Raw genomic sequence first — 17,896 nt, 5'->3', positions numbered from 1 at the left:
ATCTCCGACAGGGACGCACGGTTCAGGACCGGGCGTTCCACGCCCTTGTCCTGGTAGCGCAGCTGGTGCAGGACCAGGCCCTCGCGGGGGGTGAATCCGACACGGAACGTCCAGTTGGCCCACTGGACATGGTTACCAGTGACCTTGAAGGACGGGCCTTCGGGCTGGGTGATGGAAATGGGCTTCAGATCGGTCCGGGCCGGGCCGACGTACTTGGGCAGGTAATTACCACGAGCCCTAGGGACCGGGATCACCTCGGCGTCCTCGACCTTCACCACGACACCGGCACTAAGGTCATAGAAGACGATGAAGTTCTCGATCGGGTGCGCGTACGGGCTGTCGTCGGGCTCGTCACGGACGAAGACCAGGGCGCGCATCAGACGCGGTCCGTTGACGTCTTCCCCGAAGTAACCCACCGACCATGGCTCGAAACACACCAGATCGATATTAGTGATGCCATGTTTGGCAAGGGCCGCAATGACCGTCGGGTCCTTCCGGCAGGCTTCTTCGCACTCGAAGAACTCATCGAGCATGAAGGGCGGCTGGATACCCGCAGCCAGCTGCGTCCAGGTATCGACGGACCCGGCATCAAGATCGACGATCGCCTCGTAGGAACGCCCCTCGGCACGGTTGACGAGGACCGCATCAGCCTCACGGGTAATGTCACCACCAGCCCGAAGCAGTTCCTTCGCAGGCTCACGCAACTCCACGCTGATGAAACGGAACGAATCCGCCGCAGCCGGCCCATCCTTCAAAATCGCAACCGCCCGGGAAATCTCCGCAGCAGAGAGCGGATCAAGAGGATGCGCCACTCCCACTGCAGTGCTGACTTCACTATCAATACTCATCGTTATCTCCTAAGGTGATTTTCTGGTTAGAAATGAACGTTTCTGCGGGACGATTCGTTGGCTGTATCGGCCAACAGTGAGTGAACGTGGGTTGCAGTGCTGCTTAAGCGTTTAGTAGCCAGTCAGATGCCGCTGTGCGGTATCGGATGAAGCCCTTGTATTCGGCCATGTCGTCCGGAAGTTCGGCCAGGACATGGCCGAGGTTTTCCCGCCAAGCAGGTACTTTTGCGATGTCGGTGAGGGGCAGGAGATAGGACCGGATCAGGAACAACACAGTTCCGGTGTGTGGAAGGCAAACGAGGTGTTGTACCTCGACCCGTAGGTGGAGCCGCTCCGGCAGGTTGGGGTCCTCAGCTAGGGTGCTGCGGTCATGGGCCCATTGCGGGTATGTTTCGGTAGAGGTGTCCAGGCGGTGGTCGATTGTCATCGTCCAGTTGGTCCTGCGGTATTGCTCACCGGGCTGCAGGCGCAGGAGGAACTGCTCGGCACGGCTCACGATGCGTTCTTCAGTGATCCGCGGGACGGGGCCGTGGATCTCGTGGAACTTCATGCCGGTGTCGAATCCGATCGACCAGTCCGCGGCGAAGGTGATGATTCCTGCGTCGAGCCACAGAGCGTCCTCGCGCTTGTCCAGGAATGCCATGTCGTCCTGGATCTGGCTGCCGAGGAACCGCAGCGGACCCATCGGAAGTGAGTCATCGTCGCCGACGGTGAACTGTACGTCCAGGTTCTGCAGGTCGTTGCGCCAGCGACAATTCTTATCCTCCCTGGTGAAGGACATCGTGTCTGGGTAGTCCTTTGCCATGGCAGGCAGCAGGGTGGTTATGGCGTCCCAGATAGCGGGCCGCATGTGAGGAAGGAACTGGAGGCGAGAGGGGTCTCTGTCCAGTATCGCGTCGCGTTCCTTGAGTTCCTCGAGGTAGTACTCGTCGATGTCAATCAGGGAGCCCCCCCATTCACCCACTTCGGTCTTCACTACCTTGTGGGCCGGTTCGACGTTGGCGCTGTAGCGATAATTCTCAGCGATGAAAGGCCAGGGAAAGCGCCGGATTCGTTCGGGCAGGACAGAGGTATCCGAGTTTTTTTCTCCGGTGGTGATACTCACAGGTCCAACTCCAATTCTTCGTCTACGCTGCGCGAGACACAGCACATGATGGTGGTGTTTTCGGCCTTCTCCTGGTCCGTCAGGTAAAGGTCCCGGTGCAGGGGTTTCCCACGAAGGACAGGCAAGACACATTCACCGCAAATACCCTTACGGCACATATTCGGAATACTTTTTCCTGCGTTCTCGAGGGTTTCCAGCAATGAGACGCCAGCCGGAACCTCCAACCTGACACCGCTGCGGGCGAGGTTGACCGCGAACGGTTCGCCGGCATCGAGTTCGGCAGCACCAAAGGCTTCTGAGTGCAGCAATCCCTTGGGCCAGCCAAGGTCCTGCGCCTGGTCGAGGACTCCGTCCATGAAGGCTGTCGGCCCGCAGACGTAAAGGTGGGTTCCGAGTTTCTGATTCACGAGAGCTTCCATCAAAGTCGTCTGGAAACTCCTACGGTCACTGCACTCCGTCAGGGCTGGTCCGAGCAGTTCCCTCGCTTCTTCGACGTGAGCCCCCGCGCCAGGCCGGTAAACGTAGATCAGGGATGCTTTTGTACCCCATTCGGCGGCGTACCGGGCGTGGGAGAGCACCGGGGTGATGCCGATCCCCGCGGCGATCAGCAGATGGTGCGTAGCTGTTGCCGCGGGAGCAAAAGCGCTGCGGGGCAAGGACACATGAACCCGGTCACCGATGGCGAGACGATGCATGGCTAAAGAGCCGCCAGCGCCCCCTTCGACTTGAAGGACGGAGATCGTGTATTGCGTAGGACTGTTGCCTGAGCCGGTGAGGGAGTAGGCATTCGCGCCTCCATCTGCGTACTGGACGATGAGGTGGCTTCCCGGAACATAGGAAGGCAACGTCCCACCTGACGGGTCACCGAATGTGATACTGACAATGGAGTCCGTTTGCCTGCTGACATCCCTCACCTCCAACTGAAGGCCGCCTTCCACCGCAGGATGGATACCGGTTGCGAGAGCCGTCACTGTCATGTTGTCTCCTCCGCGTGCGCTGAGAATCCCAGATACCCACCAACACGGCGGCAGCAGGCCACATCATCGTCGGTCAACCCACAACCCGCGGCCAGCGAGGCGGCTGCGTGGATGTCGGCCGGCGGACCGGCGAGGACCAGTCGGGCCCCGACGCGCGAGGCTCCCAGCACGACCTTCAGATCCGACAGGGCTTGAGGGTTTGCGGACCTGAAGCGAAGATCAAGTTTGGGCCGTCCACCGGTTTCGTGACCCGCGGTGCCATCTGATGAACCGAACGCCACACAGATGACACCGCGGAAACCCGATTCCAAACCAGCAGCTGCCGCGGGCAGCACGGATCCCGGATGCATGGTTGGTTTAGGCTGCGAAGTTGCGGTCGCCGGCGAAGAACCCCAGGGCGTAGTCGGGGGTTTCGAACTTGACGGCCGTGCCCTTGGGGAAGAAGAGCACGTCGCGTTCCTTGGCGTGCGTCGTCTCTCCGGTTGCCTGACCGGTGAGGGCGTTCCTGAGAACATCGCGAGCCCCTGGCCTACTTGCTTCCTAGCACCGGTTCAAGTGGTCCTGTTGACCCCAACCGATGTGGGTTAGCCACCTCTACTTCACTGACAACGCTACGCCTCTCAACTCATCTAGGCCAGATGTTTAGGGGTAACTGTGTCCGGTCTCGGGCTTCGACATCTGAGCAACTCCGCCCACCCATGAGGGCTTAGGACCTCATCAGGACGTTGAAGCTATGTATGTCACTCAGGGATGGCAAACCATAGACGCGATAGCTCATTGAGAGTGGTGTAAGCCGGTCGCATCAGGTGCCTCGGGATTGGAGGAGCGAACAGTGGCTGCGTCTCTTCGCGAACGGTTTGATTCGCGTTGGGAGTAGAACCAGATGGGAATGTAGAGGGACAGTACGACGAAGCCCACCCAGGTCGAACCCCAGCCGATCTCCAAGCTGTTGAGGTAGACCACGCCGATCAGGCACAAAGGCAGATTGAACAGGCCGAAGATCAAGGCGACATTCTTCCAGCCCTTGGGTGCTTGGAAGGGTCGCTCTAGGCTGGCGAAGGATGGGTGCCTCCTTGCCTTTACATACGCGAAGAGGCTGATGCCGTTAGCGCATGTGTATCCAATCGCTGATGCTGCAAGGATCGCTGCGGGAGAGCCCATCGAAATCAGCAGCAGGTTGAAGGCTCCGATCACCAGCATGGCAACGAACGGTGTTCCCTGCCGATTCGTTTTGCCGAAGACCTTGGGAAGGTTGCCTTCCGCCGCCATGGAGTGCATGGCGCGGGAAGAACCGAGGTAGGCCGTTTGGATGATCAGGATCATGGCGGCGATCAGCATGATGATGGTGATGACGGTACCGGCAGTGCCGAAGACGGCCTGGGCGACCGGGATCAGCGGTGAAACCGGCTCGGCCATCACACCGTCGACCCCAAGCACACCGATCACCGCGGCTTGAACCAGTACGAACGAGAAGAAGCAGACGATGCCGCAAGCGAAGAGTGCCTTGGGCACGTCTTTGCCAGGGTTCTTGTATTCAGGGCCATAGATGGCAGCGGTCTCCCATGCCGCGGCACTCCACTGAGCGATGGCGAAGATGCCGAAGAGGATCAGGATATGATGCACGTCCCAAGCCCAGTCAGCGGGCAACCAGTTGCCGGTGATATTGGATAAGTCGACGTTGCCTGTGGCGAAAGGTGCGACGGTCAGAATGATCAGCGGTACTAACGAGAATGCTGCCAGGATGTAGCCGAGGATGGCGCCATCTTTGAGGCCGAACCAGTTCACAATGAATAGACCGGTGAAAATCACCAGACCTGAGAGTAGGGCGAGCTGGTACTCGGTGAACGTCTCAGCGAGCACCGGAAACAGGCCGTGCAGGTAACCGCCGACCAGGATGGCGAAAATCGCCAGGACGGGGTTCCAGGCAAACCAGTAGCTCCAGGCGCTGAAGCCGCCAATCAGTTTGCCCTTGTCGTACTTGCCTTTGTAGTTCTCGGTGCGAAACACGTGCTGCGCGAACCCGGGCAAACCGGAAGCCTTCGTAAAAGTGGTGGCCATCTCGGCGTAGGCGGTGCTCTGCATGAAGCCCTGAAGGACGGACAGTCCCCAGACAAGGATTGCTGCGGCAGACACGTAAATCGGTAGGTAGCCCAAGGAGGGCAAAATCAGCAGGGGCACGCCAAGGGCAATGGCAAGCCCCTGTTTCCAGTCAATCGTCCTTTTCAGGTGATCGACTCCATCTGAACGAATTTCACTCACAACAGTCTCCCTAACTCCAATGTTCGGGTCCTAGGCATCTTGAGATGCTTCATATAACTCGAGATGGGTTCCAAGGGCTTGGTGGCAGGATGGGAGCAGATGCCCCCGCCGCCACGCCGATTGCTCTGCTTCCGTTGAGGAAGACACCGTCCGGGTTGAACCAGCGGTCGCAAGGGATGGGTTGGACGTTCAAGCACGCTGCAACCCTCACTCCATGGACGGTTCCGACTTGTCCTGCGCCTCATGTGAAACTGATCACCCTATTTTAAGACTAGAAGCTTCAATGCGATAGCTCTGGTTCGTCTGACCCAGGTGGCTGTCAGCTCCGTCCTCCACTCCTGCGGGGGACCGGTCCATCAGACTGGTTCAGGGTTTGTCCGAGTTCCGGATCCTGCTCGAGGTGGCGCCGAGTTCGCGGACCAAAAGTTCCAGAAGTTGCTGGCGGACTTGAGAAGCAGGGCGTCGGCCTGAAGGCACTCTCCCAAGGCATCGACACGACGACCCCGGGCGGTCGCTTGTTCTTCCATATGCTCGCGGCGATCGCCGAGTTCGAACACGACCTCATCGTGGAACGTACAAAAGGACGGGCTAGCTGCGGCCAGAACTCGAGGGCGCAAGGGCGGCGGTCGATTCAAGATGACGCTCACGAATGCCAGGCAGGCACGAGCGATGTACGACGAGCAGACGTACACGGTTCAGCAGACTGCAGAAACGTTTGGGGTTTCGCGCGGCACCATATACCGCCACCTTGGCTAAAACACCAAAACCCAGGCTAGCAATCACCCCTCCGTGAGGCAGATCCGCCTACGCTGGCAAACAAAGCCAGCTGCGGTGCGTTGACCGGGTAAGACCAGCGAAGGGAACATTCTCCCGCTAGGTCGGGTTCTTGAGGATCACGATTGTGTTGGAGGTAGGAAGTTGTCGAAAAAACAAGCCTTGTCCTTTGCGCCCGCTGATGGCGTTCCCCCACAGGTAGGGCCGTTCTCTCATGTAGTCCGGTGGGGCGACCAGCTCTTCGTGACGGGCCAAATGCCCACTCATCCAACTACCGGGAAGCTCGTGCCCGGTGGCATCGTCAAGCAGACGCGTCAAGTCCTTTCGAACTTGACTGCAGTCCTTGCAGCCTGCGGCGCGACCCTTGATGACGCCTTGATGGTCCGCATCTATCTGACTGATTTCGCTGACTATGATTCGTTCAATCAGGAGTATGTGACTTGGTTCTCCGAACCTCTGCCGGCACGAACGTGTGTTGGTGTTACAGGGCTTGCGGTCGACGCTGCCGTCGAAATCGATCTTATCGTCGGTCTGTCGGAGAAGAACTTGTAGCTCACTCAGGTGCCTACCCCACAAAGGACGCGATAGCTATGGCCCGGGCTTGCGGACGCAAAGGGGGTGGCCGGTGCAGGGTGACACCGAGGAAGGCCCGCCGGCTCGGACAATGTACGACGAAAAGACGTACATCATGCACCCTGATTGCAGAAACGTTCGGGGTCTCCCGCGGCACCATATACCGCCACCTCGGCGAAGACGCCAAAGCGTAGGCCAGCAACCAACTCGCCGTGAGGAAGATCCGCTTACGCTGGCAAGGAAGGTAGCAGCGGTGCGTTGACCGGTTGAGGACGTCGTCCACCGAAATTGGCTCAGCAGCAGAGGGGAGCAACCCGGGTGTAGGGGCGAACCAGTGGAAACACCGGTCAGGGGCATTTTTTTTTACCCCGGTGCCCGGAGTCGCCTGCCGCGGCGCGGCCACCCGCTGGACGACGTCCTGGCGCCGGCCCGGCGCAAAATGAACTTTCGCGGGTCCGCCGGCGGAGTTACCCAGAGAAGGTGTCAGAAGGCGGGCGTAGGCTGTGGATATGGACACTGACGGCACGGACGGCAAGCTCATCCTGGTCACCGGAGCGACGGGATATATCGGCGGTCGACTGGTCACGAAGCTCGTAGCGGATGGCCGCAGGGTCCGTGTGATCGTCCGCTCCCCGCAGAAGCTGAAGGACGTCCCCTGGGCGGGGTCGGTCGATATCGTGCAGGGAGATCTCCAGGACAGCGACACCATGCACAAGGTCAGCCAGGGCGTCGACACGCTCTACTACCTCGTCCACTCGATGGGCTCGGGCAAGGACTTCGACAAGCGTGAAGCTTCCATCGCGACCGTCGTCTCGGAAGCGGCGACCGCCGCCGGAGTCCGACGGATCGTGTACCTCGGCGGGCTTCACCCCGAGGGGGTCGAGCTGTCCACCCACATGCGCTCACGAACCCAGGTGGGAAAGATCCTCCTGGAGTCCGGGACACCGACCATCGCCTTCCAGGCCGGCGTCGTCATCGGTTCGGGTTCCGCTTCCTTCGAGATGATCCGCCACCTCTCCGACGTCCTGCCCGTGATGCCCGCGCCGAAGTGGGTGCTGAACCATATCGAACCCATCGCGGTGCGCGATGTCATCCACTACCTCGTCAGCGCGCTCGACCTCCCCGTCACCCTGAACCGGACGTTTGACATCGGCTCGCGCGAGGTCCTGACCTACGCCGAGATGATGAATCAGTACGCCGAGGCTGCTGGCCTGCCGCGGCGCAAGATCCTGGCCCTGCCGGTTCTCACCCCGCGTCTCGCCGGTCATTGGGTGAACCTGGTCACGCCGATCCCGAGGGCCATGGCCATGCCGTTGATCGAGTCCCTGCAGCACGACGCCGTCACGGCCGAACATGACATCGATCAGCACATCGCCGTGCCCGAGGGCGGGCTGACCGGTTACCGCCGGTCCGTCGACCTGGCGCTCGGCAGGATGCGGGGCGGAGAGGTGGAGACGAGCTGGGCTGGCGCCTCGCAGATCGACAGCGAGGCCGACCCGCTGCCATCCGATCCCCAGTGGGCGGGGCACACGGTCTTCACGGACGTCCAGACCTATAGCTCCACGGCGTCGACCGAGAAGCTGTGGAGCGTCGTCGAGGGCATCGGCGGTGAGAACGGCTGGTACTCCTGGCCGGTCGGCTGGGCAGCCCGTGGCTGGATGGACAAGCTCGCCGGGGGAGTGGGCCTGCGCCGCGGACGTCGCGACGCCAAGGAGCTGCTCACGGGGGAGGCGCTCGACTTCTGGCGCGTCGAGGAACTCGTGCGCGGTGAGCGCCTGAGGCTGCGCGCGGAGATGAAGGTGCCCGGCCGTGCCTGGCTCGAATTCTCGGTGAAGCCTGACGGCTCCGGCAGCTCCTACTACCAGCGCGCCGTGTTCTTCCCCCAGGGACTCTCCGGAAGGCTCTACTGGCTCGCGGTGCTCCCATTCCACGGCTTCATTTTCAAGTCCATGGCGCGCAACATCGCGAAGACCGCCGAGGCACTGCCCGCGGAAGCGGAGTCCGCTGCCGCGTGAGTCCGGAGGGCAGGGCCGGGGCTACTGAAGGGCCGGCACCGTCCGGGGTCGTACGACCGTCCACATGAACACCACGGCAAGGGCGATGCACGCCGACATCACCAGCGCCATCGGCGTCGCCGACTCGATGCCCTCACCGAGCAGGCCCACCAGCGGAGACACGACACCCGCTGTCCCGAAGGTCACCGCTCCGAGCAGCGAGGCTGCCGTGCCGGCCTGTGCCCCGTTGTTGATGAGTGCGAGGACCTGCACGCAGGGGAAGATGAAACCCGAAGCCATGATGTAGAACCAGAGCGGCAGGGCCGTGCCCCAGAACCCGAATCCCAGCTGGTCGAAGGCGAAGATGAGCAGGGCCATGGTGAGCTGGACGACTGTCGCGGCCGCGATGACCCACTGCGGACCGACCCGCCTCAGGACCCTCGAGCTGATCTGGACGCCGGACACGATGCCGAGCGAGTTGATCGCGAACAGCAGGCCGTACTGCTGCTCGTTGAGTCCGTAAGGCCCCTGGAAGAGGAACGGCGAGGCGGAGAGGTACGAGAACAACCCCGAGAAGTTCATGCCACCGACCAGCAGGATGCCGATGAAGATGCGGTCGCTCAGCACTGCTCGATACCGCTGGATCACCGTGAGCCCCGACTGGCGGCGGTTGTCCTTCGGCAGGGTCTCGATGATGAACATCGACACCGCGATGATCACCAGGACGCCGTAGCACGCGAGGAACCAGAAGATGCCGGGCCACGGGAACAACAGCAGCAACTGCGAACCGATCACCGGCGCGAAGATGGGTGCCATCCCGTTGACGAGCGCCATATAGGACAGCATGCGCACGAGCGTGTAGCCGCCGAAGAGATCGCGCACCATGGCCATCGCGACCACGCCGCCGCCCGCTGCACCGATGCCCTGGAGGACCCGGAAGAGCATCAGCATGTTGATGTCCTCGGACGACGCCGCGCCGATCGAAGCGCCGACGTGCAGGGTCGTCGCCATGATGAGAGGCAGGCGCCGTCCGATCTTGTCACTGAGCGGCCCCACGAGCAGTTGACCGCCCGCAAAGCCGATGATCGTGCCCGTCAGCGTCAGCTGCACCGCGGCCTCCGTCACGGCGAGATCCGACTGCAGCGCAGGGAAGGCCGGAAGGTAGAGGTCGATCGTGAACGGACCGAGTGCCGTCAGTGTCCCGAGGATGAAGACGTAGATGATCTTCTCGCGCCGGGAGAGGGTGTCGCCTGGGTGGGTGATAGTGCTCAAGATGCTGCCTAACGGAACTGTCGTACTGCCGGTGGGGAGGAGATGGAACGGACATGCGAAGCGGGGATGCATCGACTGCAGCGGCGGCCCGGCGACGACGGCGGAGCGGCTCGCAACCGGCCGTCGGGAGGACGGCGAACTGGTTGCTGGGGCGAATCAATATCCCTCTTATCCTAAGACCCGCGTCAACCCTGACCGAGCCCCGGGGATGAAACGGTAGCGCCACCCCCTTCACTAAGCATGCTTTCGATTGACGTAGGGTGAGCAGACACCGAACGAGCAGGAAGAACGGAAACATGAGCGAGCACGACGCCGGCCCGGTAACAGAGCAGTCATCCAAGCATCTCGCGAGAGTCATCGGGATCACGGTCGCAGCCGCCGTCGGAGGGCTCCTGTTCGGGTTCGACACCGCCGTCATCAACGGGGCGGTCGACTCCATCCAGGCCGATTTCGGGCTGAGTTCGAGCGTCCTCGGCTTCACGGTCGCGATCACCCTCCTCGGATGCGCGGCGGGAGCCTGGTTCGCCGGTGGCCTCGCCGACCGCTGGGGGCGCAAGAAAGTCATGGTCGCCGCCGCGATCCTGTTCGCCGTCAATTCTGCCGGTTCGGCCTATGCCTTCTCCGAGTGGGACCTCATGGCGTGGCGCCTCATCGGTGGGCTCGCCATCGGCATCGCCTCGGTGATCGTGCCCGGCTACATCGCGGAGATCGCACCGTCGAAGTGGCGCGGCGCCCTGGCTTCCGTGCAGCAGCTGGCGATCACCGTCGGCATCTTTGCAGCACTGCTGTCCGACGCCTCTCTCGCCAACGCCGCCGGTGGTGCCGGTGAAGAGCTCTGGTGGGGTCTGACGGCGTGGCGCTGGATGCTTCTCGTCGGCGTGGTTCCGGCCATCGTGTACGGCGTGCTGGCACTCATCATCCCCGAATCGCCGCAGTTCCTGATCCGGGCCGGCAGGGATGAGGAGGCAGGACGCGTGCTCTCGAGGGTCTCCGGTGTCCGGGACACCGCGGGCAAGATCCGTTCGATCCGCGACAGTTTCGAACGCGAGGACCGCGCGGACTACCGCGATCTGAGGGGACCTGCATTCGGCCTGCAGCCCATCCTGTGGGTCGGCATGGCCATCGCCGCGCTTCAGCAGCTGGTCGGGATCAACGCGATCTTCTACTACTCGACGACGCTGTGGAAGTCGGTCGGATTCAGCGAGAGCGATTCGTTCACCACGTCGGTCATCACCTCGGTCATCAACGTCGCGATGACCTTCGTCGCCATCTTCTTCGTCGACAGGGTGGGGCGTCGGAAACTGCTCCTGATCGGTTCCGTCGGTATGTCCGTCGGCCTGCTCGCCGCGACGCTCGCCTTCCTGCAGGCGGAGGGAACCGGCGAGGAGCTAACGCTGCCCGGTGTTTGGGGACCCATCGCCCTCGTCGGGGCGAACCTCTTCGTGATCTTCTTCGCCGCCACCTGGGGGCCGGTCATGTGGGTCACCCTCGGCGAGATGTTCCCGAACCGCATCCGGTCGATCGCACTGGGCGTCGCCACGATGGTCAACTGGGTCTTCAACTTCATCGTCACGCTGACCTTCCCCTGGGTCAGCGAGAATCTCGGACTGTGGATCATGTACGCCGCGTTCACGATCTTCGCCGTCCTGTCCTTCGTCTTCGTCCGCTCCCACCTCCCCGAGTTCGCGGGCAAGGACCTCGAGGACAATGCGGAGCTCAGCTCGGTGTGAGGACGGCGCACTACCTCATCGAAGGTCGGGTGCGGGGTCTTTCGAAGCGAAGACCACCAAGCGGAACCGGCTCGCCCGCCCGATGGTAATTTTGGTTCAGCGAATGTCCAGCAAGATATAGACGAATGGAGGCAGGGCCTATGAACAGCTCGGCTAGTACGCGCGGGAAGCGGATCTCAGGCTCGGTCTCGCTGTTTGGGCTCATCAAGCTACTGGCCCGGCTGACGCCTCGGCAGATTAACGACGAGTTCTCGATCGCGGTCCAGCAGATGAAGCAGAAGGGGATCAAAGCCGGCATTGCCGCTGCGTTCCTCGTCGTGGCCCTCGTCTTCGTCCTGTTCTTCGCCGTCGCCCTCGTCGTGGCCGCCGTCATGGGCCTCGCCGAAATCATGCCGGCCTGGTTGGCTGCACTTCTGGTCGCCGTCCTCTTCCTCGTCATCGGCGGCATCCTCGCTCTGATCGGAGTCTCGCGGCTCAAGAAACAACTCCCGCTGGTGCCTGAGGACGCGATCCGGGGTCTGCGCTACGACCTCGGCGTCCTCAAGGAAGGCCGCAGCTTCGATCCCGCCACGCTCGATATCAAGAAGCCCAAGGACGACAAGAACGACAAGGACCGCAAGGACGACGACAAGGACGCGAAGCCGAAGGTACCCACGCCCTCGTACGAGGAACTGCGAGGCCGTTCGGGCGAACGCCGGACCCACATCGCCGATGCGAGGGATTCGCTCGGGGCACGCGTCGACGTCAAGGCCCGCCTCAACGGCGCCAAGCACCGTTCGCAGCAGGGCGGAACGAAGACCGGTTCGACGGGTGGAGACAGGAGCCGCGACAACGTTGCTGCCGTCGCAGTCCGTCGCGACGTCCCGCACAACACCAGCCTCGCTGACCGCTGGAAGCCGCTGAGCGTCCTCGCCGGTTCCGTCGTCGCGATGCTCGTCATGCTGCGCAGGCTCCTCAGCAAGTAGTCCCGGCTGTGCCGGCGTTCCACCCGCACCACAGACGCATAACCGCGAGGCGGCCCCTCGCCCGTGAATCGACTCGCGCCCTGCAGCGGGAGTCACGGGTGACGGGCCGCCTGCCTGCATAATGGGGTGGGGAGGCACGGGTGATGAAATTGATCGGGGCTGGCGCACAGCCCGGCAGCGAGGGCGCCGAACTCGCGACGCCGTGGACCCTGCCCAACCTCATCACGGTCATCCGCTTCCTCATCGTCCCGCTGTTCGTCTGGCTCATCACCCAGCAGCGATACGGGGCGGCGGTCATCGCCCTCGTGATCATGGGAAGCACGGACTGGGTGGACGGGTATGTCGCCCGGCGGCTCAACCAGGTCTCGGTGGTGGGGAAATGGCTCGACCCGGTGGCCGACCGCACGGCCCTCATGGTGGTAGCGGTGACCTTCGTGGTCGCCGGCATAGCACCGGCGTGGCTCGTCTGGACGATCGTCATCCCGGACGCGATCATCATCATCAACGCGCTCATCCTCTTCCGCGGGCCTCTTCACCTGGAGGTCGTCACGGTAGGTAAGGTCCGGACGACGCTCCTGCTCGTCGGTGCGCCGCTGCTCCTGCTCCATCGCGTCGAGGGGTTCGGGCAGCAGTGGCTCCTGATCGTCGCCCAGGCCCTGCTCGCTGCAGGCTGCGTCCTGCACCTGATCGCCTTCTACGCCTACTTCACCGCAGCGCATCGCAAGTACCGGCTGGAGAGGGCCGACCAGCAGACGTGCCCCTCCTAGCCATCGGGCTGGCGCTGCTGGGCGCCGTCTTCCTCGCGTTCGGAGCTCAGCGGCAGGGTAGTGCCGTCCGGGCGAACACGGGCGGCCTGGCGCTCAGCTCCTCCGGTCTCACCCGGCTCCTCACCAGCCCGCGATGGCTCTTCGGGCTCGTTCTCCTGGGTGCAGGGACAGCCCTGAACGTCGTCGCGCTTGCGCTCGCGAGTCTGACCGTCGTCCAGCCGATCGGCGCGATCGCACTGGTGATCACCACCATCGTCAACTCGCGCGACCAGGGAATCCGCATCAACCGTCCTACAGTCGCGGCGATCACCGCCTGCGTGACCGGAAGCGCCCTGTTCGTGCTTCTCGCGGTCAATGTCACGCGCGAGAATCATGCTGTCGATTCGGCGCAGGAGTTATCGGTCGTGCTCCTGCTCGGCGCCGCCGTCGTCGTCTTCGGATCCCTCGCCGTGTTCGGGCGGCATCGACTCAACGCCTTCGCCTACATCCTGGGGGCAGGCGTGCTGTTCGGTTTCGTCGCCGTCCTGACCAAGATCGTGGCCGGCCACCTTCTCGACCCGAACGGTCGCTTCCTGCTGAATGTGCCCTTGCTGACCCTGGTAGCACTCGTTGCGGCCGCGGCCCTCGGCTCCTGGTTCGTCCAGAGCGCCTACGCGACCGGGCCACCCGATCTCGTGATCGCCGGCCTCACGGTCATCGACCCGATCATCGGCATCGCGGTCGGCATCACCATCCTGGACGAGCTGCAGCCGGATGTGCGCACGGTGACGGCGTTGGGCATGGGCTCTGCAGCCCTCATTGCTATTGTTGGGGTCGTTGCCCTGTCCCGTCATCATCCCGACGTGGTGAAGCGGCAGCGCTGAGCCGAGCCCCGGCAGTTCCGACCAGCACACCGACGTAGGGGATTTACGCGTGAGTTACCCGGCTGATTACAAGCCCCTGACCATCCTGATCGCCGCGGACACCTATCCGCCCAACGTGAACGGTGCGGCGCAGTTCGGATACCGGCTCGCCAAGGGAATGACGGGCCGCGGCCATTCGGTGCACGTCCTCGCTCCGGGCGTGTCCAACGGCAGGAGCTACACGGAGCCCGGCGGCGAGTGGGCCGTCCACCGCCTCCGCTCGCACAGCGTGCCGACGCACGACTACTGGCGGATCTGCTACCCGTGGGAGATCCGGCGCGATATCAGCAGGCTGTTCGATCAGGTCCAGCCCGACGTCGTCCACATCCAGTGCCACTACATGGTGGGTGAATACACGCTCTACGAAGCGGTCAGGCGTGGCATCCGTGTGGTTGCCACCAACCACTTCATGCCGGAGAACCTGAACCCGTTCCTGCCGTTCCCCGCCTGGTTGAAAAAAATCGTCGCCAAGAACTCCTGGAAAGACATGGGCAAGGTGATGGGGAAGGCGGCCGCGGTCACCACCCCGACGCCTCTCGCCGCCAAGGCCATGCATGACCACGCCTTCCTGCGCGAGGTACTGGCCGTCTCCAACGGTATCGACTCGGCAGCCTACGAGGTGCGGCCGGGGGAGATCATCGAGCCCAACGAGGATCCGACGGTCCTCTTCGTGGGTCGACTCGCCGAGGAAAAACACGTCGATGTGTTGATCGATGCCGTGGCGAAGACGCCGGACCACATCCGCGTGCGGCTCGAGATCGTAGGGGGCGGCGAGGTCAAATCCGCCCTGCAGGCCCAGGCGGCGCGCCTCGGTATCAGCGACCGCGTGACCTTCCGCGGCCTGATCGACGACGACGAACTGCGACTGAGCTACATCCGCGCGTCCCTGTTCTGCCAGCCGGGAACGGCCGAACTGCAGTCCCTGGTGACGCTCGAGGCGATGTCGGCGTCGACGCCCGTGCTGCTCGCCAACGCGATGGCGCTCCCACACCTCGTCACCGACGGCGACAACGGCTACCTGTTCACGCCCGGTGATTCGAACGGGCTGAGTCACCGGATCGCCCAGATTCTCGGCATGTCGCGCGAGGACCAGCTCAGGATGGGGGCCGCCAGTCGGAAGATGGTGATGAAGCACGACATCACCACGACCCTCGAAACCTTCGAGGGCCTGTACTACGGGACGTTGTCCGCGGATCGTCCGCATGAGGTGCAGCAGGCGTCGTCGACGTCCTGACACGGAGCTTCGCCGGTCCTGTCATCGGCGTCTGCTTACAATAGGACCTGCGTCCAGCGCCCGGATACTACTCCCGGCGCCGACGCGAGAGGTGCTCCTCGCTCCTCGGGGCTGTAGCTCAGCTGGTTAGAGCAGCGGACTCATAATCCGTTTGTCCTGGGTTCAAGCCCCAGCAGCCCTACTCGCAGCCGGCAACAACCGGTACGGATGCGTCACTCCATCGGGGTGGCGCATCCGATTTTCCCCCGACAGCACCAGCTCCGCTTCTTCCGATCGATCGCACCCCTGATGAGCCACTGGCGCCCTAAGTTACTGACGGGTAACATTGCGATCGGGTGCATCACGCGCCCATCGCGTAGTCCACCTGGTCGAGTGAGAGTGCCGGTCGCCGAGGACCGGAGTGAGGTAGTTCCCATGAGCAGAACGCCGATCGATGTCAACAACCTGCCCTACGCGGACGGTGACTTCTACGCCTTCGAGGAGTTGCTGTCGAGCAAGGAGCGATCACGCCTGGGGGAGATCCGTGCCTGGCTCGCTCGCGAGATCCGGCCCAACGCCGTCGAGTGGTGGAACCAGGGCTCATTCCCCCAGCAGCTCATCCCCAAGATCGCCGAGCTGGATCCCGTGAGCCCGGTGTACCGCCAGGGCTACTCCAACCTCTTCGCCGGCATCACCCATGCCGAATTCACGAGGGCGGACACGTCGTTCGCAACCTTCCTGGGTGTCCATGACGGGCTGTTTACCGGTTCCATCGAGGCCCTTGCTTCCAAGGAGCAGCAGGAGGAGTGGCTCCCCGACATCTATGCCCTGAAGAAGATCGGCGCTTTCGGGCTGACGGAGCCGCTCGGTGGTTCCGACGTCGCCGGCGGAACGCGGACGACGGCGCGCCGGGATGGGAACTCCTGGATACTGAACGGCGCCAAGCGGTGGATCGGTAACGCGACCTTCTCCGACTGGGTCGTCATCTATGCCCGCGACGTCGAGGACAACCAGGTCAAGGGCTTCATGGTCGACACCCGGACGCCGGGGTTCTCGTCGACGAAGATCGAGAACAAGATCGCCCTGCGGATCGTCGAGAACGCTGACATCGTGCTGGACAACGTCGTCATCTCGGACGACTTCCATCTCAAGGGCGCCAACAGTTTCAGGGACACCAACAAGGTCCTCAAGGTGACACGGCTGGCCGTCGGCTGGCAGGCCGTTGGCCAGCAGCTCGCTACATTCGACGTCGCCCGGCGCTACGCCGTGGAGCGCGAGCAATTCGGCCGTCCCATCGCGAGTTTCCAGCTGGTCCAGCAGCAGCTCGTGCAGATCCTCGGTAACGCCATGAGCTCGATGGGCATGATGGTCCGCCTCTCGCAACTCGAGGACGCCGGGAAGGCGAAGGACGAGCAGTCCGCCCTGGCCAAGGCCTTCACCACCGCCCGCATGCGCGAGAGTGTCGCGGCCGGACGAAACATCTTCGGCGGCAACGGCATCGTCACGGACTACGAAATGGCCAAGATTTTTTCCGACGCGGAGGCCATCTACTCCTATGAGGGCACGCAGGAGATCAACACGCTTGTCGTCGGCAGGTCGATCACCGGGATCGCCGCGTTCGTCTAGGGACCCGATCCGACCCGGGCGATGGCGGACCGAGGCTGACAGGCTCCACCAGCACGCGCCTGCACGCAGTGGCAAGGAAGGGTCGGACGAATCGTCGTCCGGTCCTTCCTCGTCCGAACCTTCCCTCGTCCGGTGCCCTGCCCGCCTGATCCGTCGCCTCCGTGCCGTAACCCATCATGGGCGGAGCGGCAGGAGCACAGAGGGACGGCGATCCGTCACGAAGGACAGTGGGTCCACGTACTCGCCATCGACACGGACACCCCAGTGAAGACAGATCCCTCCGCAGTGACTCCGCGACGTACCCCGCACTGCGGCAACAGCCACCGTCGCGACGGTCTCTCCCCTGATGACAGGCTGCCCCTTCACCAGTTCCGTGCTGACGGGCTCAAAGCTGCTGACCCTGCCGCCACCGTGGTCGATCGAGAGCACGCCGCGATCGACGACCGTCCCGGCGAAGGAGACCGTTCCATCCGCCGGACTCGTCATCGGTACTGCGTGCCCGCCGGTCGACAGATCGACGCCCCGGTGGCCGGGCTTCCACTTCTGCGGGGGCCTTTCGAAGAACCGCAGGACGGCCGGGGTGGGAGGCAGCGGCCACGACCATTCCGGGACGAAGTCAGGCGGGGAGCGGGGGTCGCTCGTGTCCGGGCCGACTCTGCCGTGCGGCGTGACCTGGCCCGCCGTCGCCGGTTCCCCCGTGGCCCCGCCCGCGGACCCCATGACGACGACCAGGGCGACCACCGTCCGGACGCAGGATCGAGCGATGTATCGGTGGGTTCGAATCGTGAAGCCAAGGGTAGGACGGCGGTCTGTCATGGAAGAACAGTGACCGGTCAGCTGGGACGAACGGTGCGACCCCGGAGCCTATGTGGACAACGTTCGAGCGGTTCA

Annotated in this window: 15 protein-coding genes, 1 tRNA gene and 1 pseudogene; 11 read left to right on the top strand and 6 right to left on the bottom strand. The window is 63.1% G+C overall.

All coding sequences use genetic code 11. From position 1 onward, the window contains the following. The 4 genes from RCH21_RS15055 to RCH21_RS15040 all read right to left on the bottom strand — a co-directional run. On the bottom strand, positions 1–848 hold an 848-nt coding region (locus RCH21_RS15055; protein WP_442784721.1), incomplete at its 3' end, for a copper amine oxidase. A 103-nt stretch (positions 849–951) separates the two neighbouring features. Next, positions 952–1,953: a heme-dependent oxidative N-demethylase family protein gene (locus RCH21_RS15050; RefSeq protein ID WP_326965065.1), complete on the bottom strand. Its 1,002-nt coding sequence runs from the start codon at positions 1,951–1,953 to the stop codon at positions 952–954. Then, entirely contained in the window at positions 1,950–2,930 is a 981-nt protein-coding gene (locus RCH21_RS15045) for a PDR/VanB family oxidoreductase (RefSeq protein WP_326965064.1), read from the bottom strand. Before RCH21_RS15045 ends, RCH21_RS15050 begins: the two co-directional genes overlap by 4 nt. A 774-nt stretch (positions 2,931–3,704) precedes the next feature. Continuing rightward, positions 3,705–5,189, bottom strand: coding sequence for an APC family permease (locus RCH21_RS15040; RefSeq protein ID WP_326965063.1), 1,485 nt, complete (start codon positions 5,187–5,189; stop codon positions 3,705–3,707). A gap of 338 nt (positions 5,190–5,527) precedes the next feature. On the opposite strand from RCH21_RS15040, the pseudogene RCH21_RS15035 reads away from it, so the two are divergent. The 4 genes and pseudogenes from RCH21_RS15035 to RCH21_RS15020 all read left to right on the top strand — a co-directional run. Next, positions 5,528–5,713: pseudogene (locus RCH21_RS15035) on the top strand (hypothetical protein); the annotation flags it as partial. Positions 5,714–5,825: 112 nt separating this feature from the next. Continuing rightward, positions 5,826–5,945 carry a helix-turn-helix domain-containing protein gene (locus RCH21_RS15030; RefSeq protein WP_326965062.1) on the top strand — a complete coding sequence of 40 codons (120 nt, stop codon included), beginning with the start codon at positions 5,826–5,828 and terminating at the stop codon, positions 5,943–5,945. Positions 5,946–6,107: 162 nt separating this feature from the next. Further along, on the top strand, positions 6,108–6,515 hold the full coding sequence (locus RCH21_RS15025) for a RidA family protein (RefSeq protein WP_326965061.1): 408 nt from the start codon (positions 6,108–6,110) through the stop codon (positions 6,513–6,515). 530 nt (positions 6,516–7,045) lie between these two features. Continuing rightward, positions 7,046–8,551, top strand: a complete 1,506-nt coding sequence (locus tag RCH21_RS15020; protein WP_326965060.1) for an SDR family oxidoreductase — start codon at positions 7,046–7,048, stop codon at positions 8,549–8,551. A gap of 21 nt (positions 8,552–8,572) precedes the next feature. Here RCH21_RS15020 and RCH21_RS15015 read toward each other — a convergent pair whose 3' ends face one another. Beyond that, the gene (locus RCH21_RS15015) at positions 8,573–9,802 is read right to left on the bottom strand and encodes a multidrug effflux MFS transporter (protein ID WP_326965059.1); all 1,230 of its coding nucleotides are present in this window, start codon (positions 9,800–9,802) and stop codon (positions 8,573–8,575) included. A gap of 296 nt (positions 9,803–10,098) precedes the next feature. Between RCH21_RS15015 and RCH21_RS15010 the strand changes: the two genes are divergently transcribed. The 7 genes from RCH21_RS15010 to RCH21_RS14980 all read left to right on the top strand — a co-directional run bounded on the left by RCH21_RS15010 (position 10,099) and on the right by RCH21_RS14980 (position 17,005). Next, entirely contained in the window at positions 10,099–11,532 is a 1,434-nt protein-coding gene (locus RCH21_RS15010) for a sugar porter family MFS transporter (RefSeq protein WP_326965058.1), read from the top strand. A gap of 140 nt (positions 11,533–11,672) precedes the next feature. Further along, positions 11,673–12,497 carry a phage holin family protein gene (locus RCH21_RS15005; protein ID WP_326965057.1) on the top strand — a complete coding sequence of 275 codons (825 nt, stop codon included), beginning with the start codon at positions 11,673–11,675 and terminating at the stop codon, positions 12,495–12,497. A 143-nt stretch (positions 12,498–12,640) separates the two neighbouring features. After that, positions 12,641–13,264 carry a CDP-alcohol phosphatidyltransferase family protein gene (locus tag RCH21_RS15000; protein ID WP_182976897.1) on the top strand — a complete coding sequence of 208 codons (624 nt, stop codon included), beginning with the start codon at positions 12,641–12,643 and terminating at the stop codon, positions 13,262–13,264. Continuing rightward, positions 13,252–14,127 (top strand): DMT family transporter, encoded by an 876-nt coding sequence (locus RCH21_RS14995; RefSeq protein ID WP_326965056.1) that lies wholly within the window; start codon positions 13,252–13,254, stop codon positions 14,125–14,127. The genes RCH21_RS15000 and RCH21_RS14995 overlap by 13 nt, the downstream gene beginning before the upstream one ends. Positions 14,128–14,176: 49 nt before the next feature. Continuing rightward, complete coding sequence (locus tag RCH21_RS14990) at positions 14,177–15,400, top strand: glycosyltransferase (protein ID WP_326965055.1); 1,224 nt, start codon at positions 14,177–14,179, stop codon at positions 15,398–15,400. A 107-nt stretch (positions 15,401–15,507) separates the two neighbouring features. Then, positions 15,508–15,581: transfer RNA gene (locus RCH21_RS14985), tRNA-Ile, on the top strand. Positions 15,582–15,814: 233 nt separating this feature from the next. Further along, the gene (locus RCH21_RS14980; RefSeq protein ID WP_326965054.1) at positions 15,815–17,005 is read left to right on the top strand and encodes an acyl-CoA dehydrogenase family protein; all 1,191 of its coding nucleotides are present in this window, start codon (positions 15,815–15,817) and stop codon (positions 17,003–17,005) included. 174 nt (positions 17,006–17,179) lie between these two features. On the opposite strand, the gene RCH21_RS14975 is transcribed toward RCH21_RS14980, so the two are convergent. Continuing rightward, complete coding sequence (locus RCH21_RS14975) at positions 17,180–17,821, bottom strand: M23 family metallopeptidase (protein WP_326965053.1); 642 nt, start codon at positions 17,819–17,821, stop codon at positions 17,180–17,182. Positions 17,822–17,896 lie beyond the last annotated feature (75 nt).

This window comes from Arthrobacter sp. PL16 (assembly GCF_035985055.1).
GTDB lineage: Bacteria > Actinomycetota > Actinomycetes > Actinomycetales > Micrococcaceae > Arthrobacter_D > Arthrobacter_D cheniae.
The sequence above is the reverse complement of the archived record's forward strand: the minus strand, read 5'-3'. Positions and strand labels throughout refer to the sequence as shown.

Coding starts and splice junctions, on each gene's coding strand:
- RCH21_RS14980 (WP_326965054.1), top strand. CDS start 15,815: ATGAGCAGAACGCCGATCGATGTCAACAACCTGCCCTACGCGGACGGT.
- RCH21_RS15010 (WP_326965058.1), top strand. CDS start 10,099: ATGAGCGAGCACGACGCCGGCCCGGTAACAGAGCAGTCATCCAAGCAT.
- RCH21_RS15020 (WP_326965060.1), top strand. CDS start 7,046: ATGGACACTGACGGCACGGACGGCAAGCTCATCCTGGTCACCGGAGCG.
- RCH21_RS15000 (WP_182976897.1), top strand. CDS start 12,641: ATGAAATTGATCGGGGCTGGCGCACAGCCCGGCAGCGAGGGCGCCGAA.
- RCH21_RS15030 (WP_326965062.1), top strand. CDS start 5,826: ATGACGCTCACGAATGCCAGGCAGGCACGAGCGATGTACGACGAGCAG.
- RCH21_RS15005 (WP_326965057.1), top strand. CDS start 11,673: ATGAACAGCTCGGCTAGTACGCGCGGGAAGCGGATCTCAGGCTCGGTC.
- RCH21_RS15045 (WP_326965064.1), bottom strand. CDS start 2,930: ATGACAGTGACGGCTCTCGCAACCGGTATCCATCCTGCGGTGGAAGGC.
- RCH21_RS14975 (WP_326965053.1), bottom strand. CDS start 17,821: ATGACAGACCGCCGTCCTACCCTTGGCTTCACGATTCGAACCCACCGA.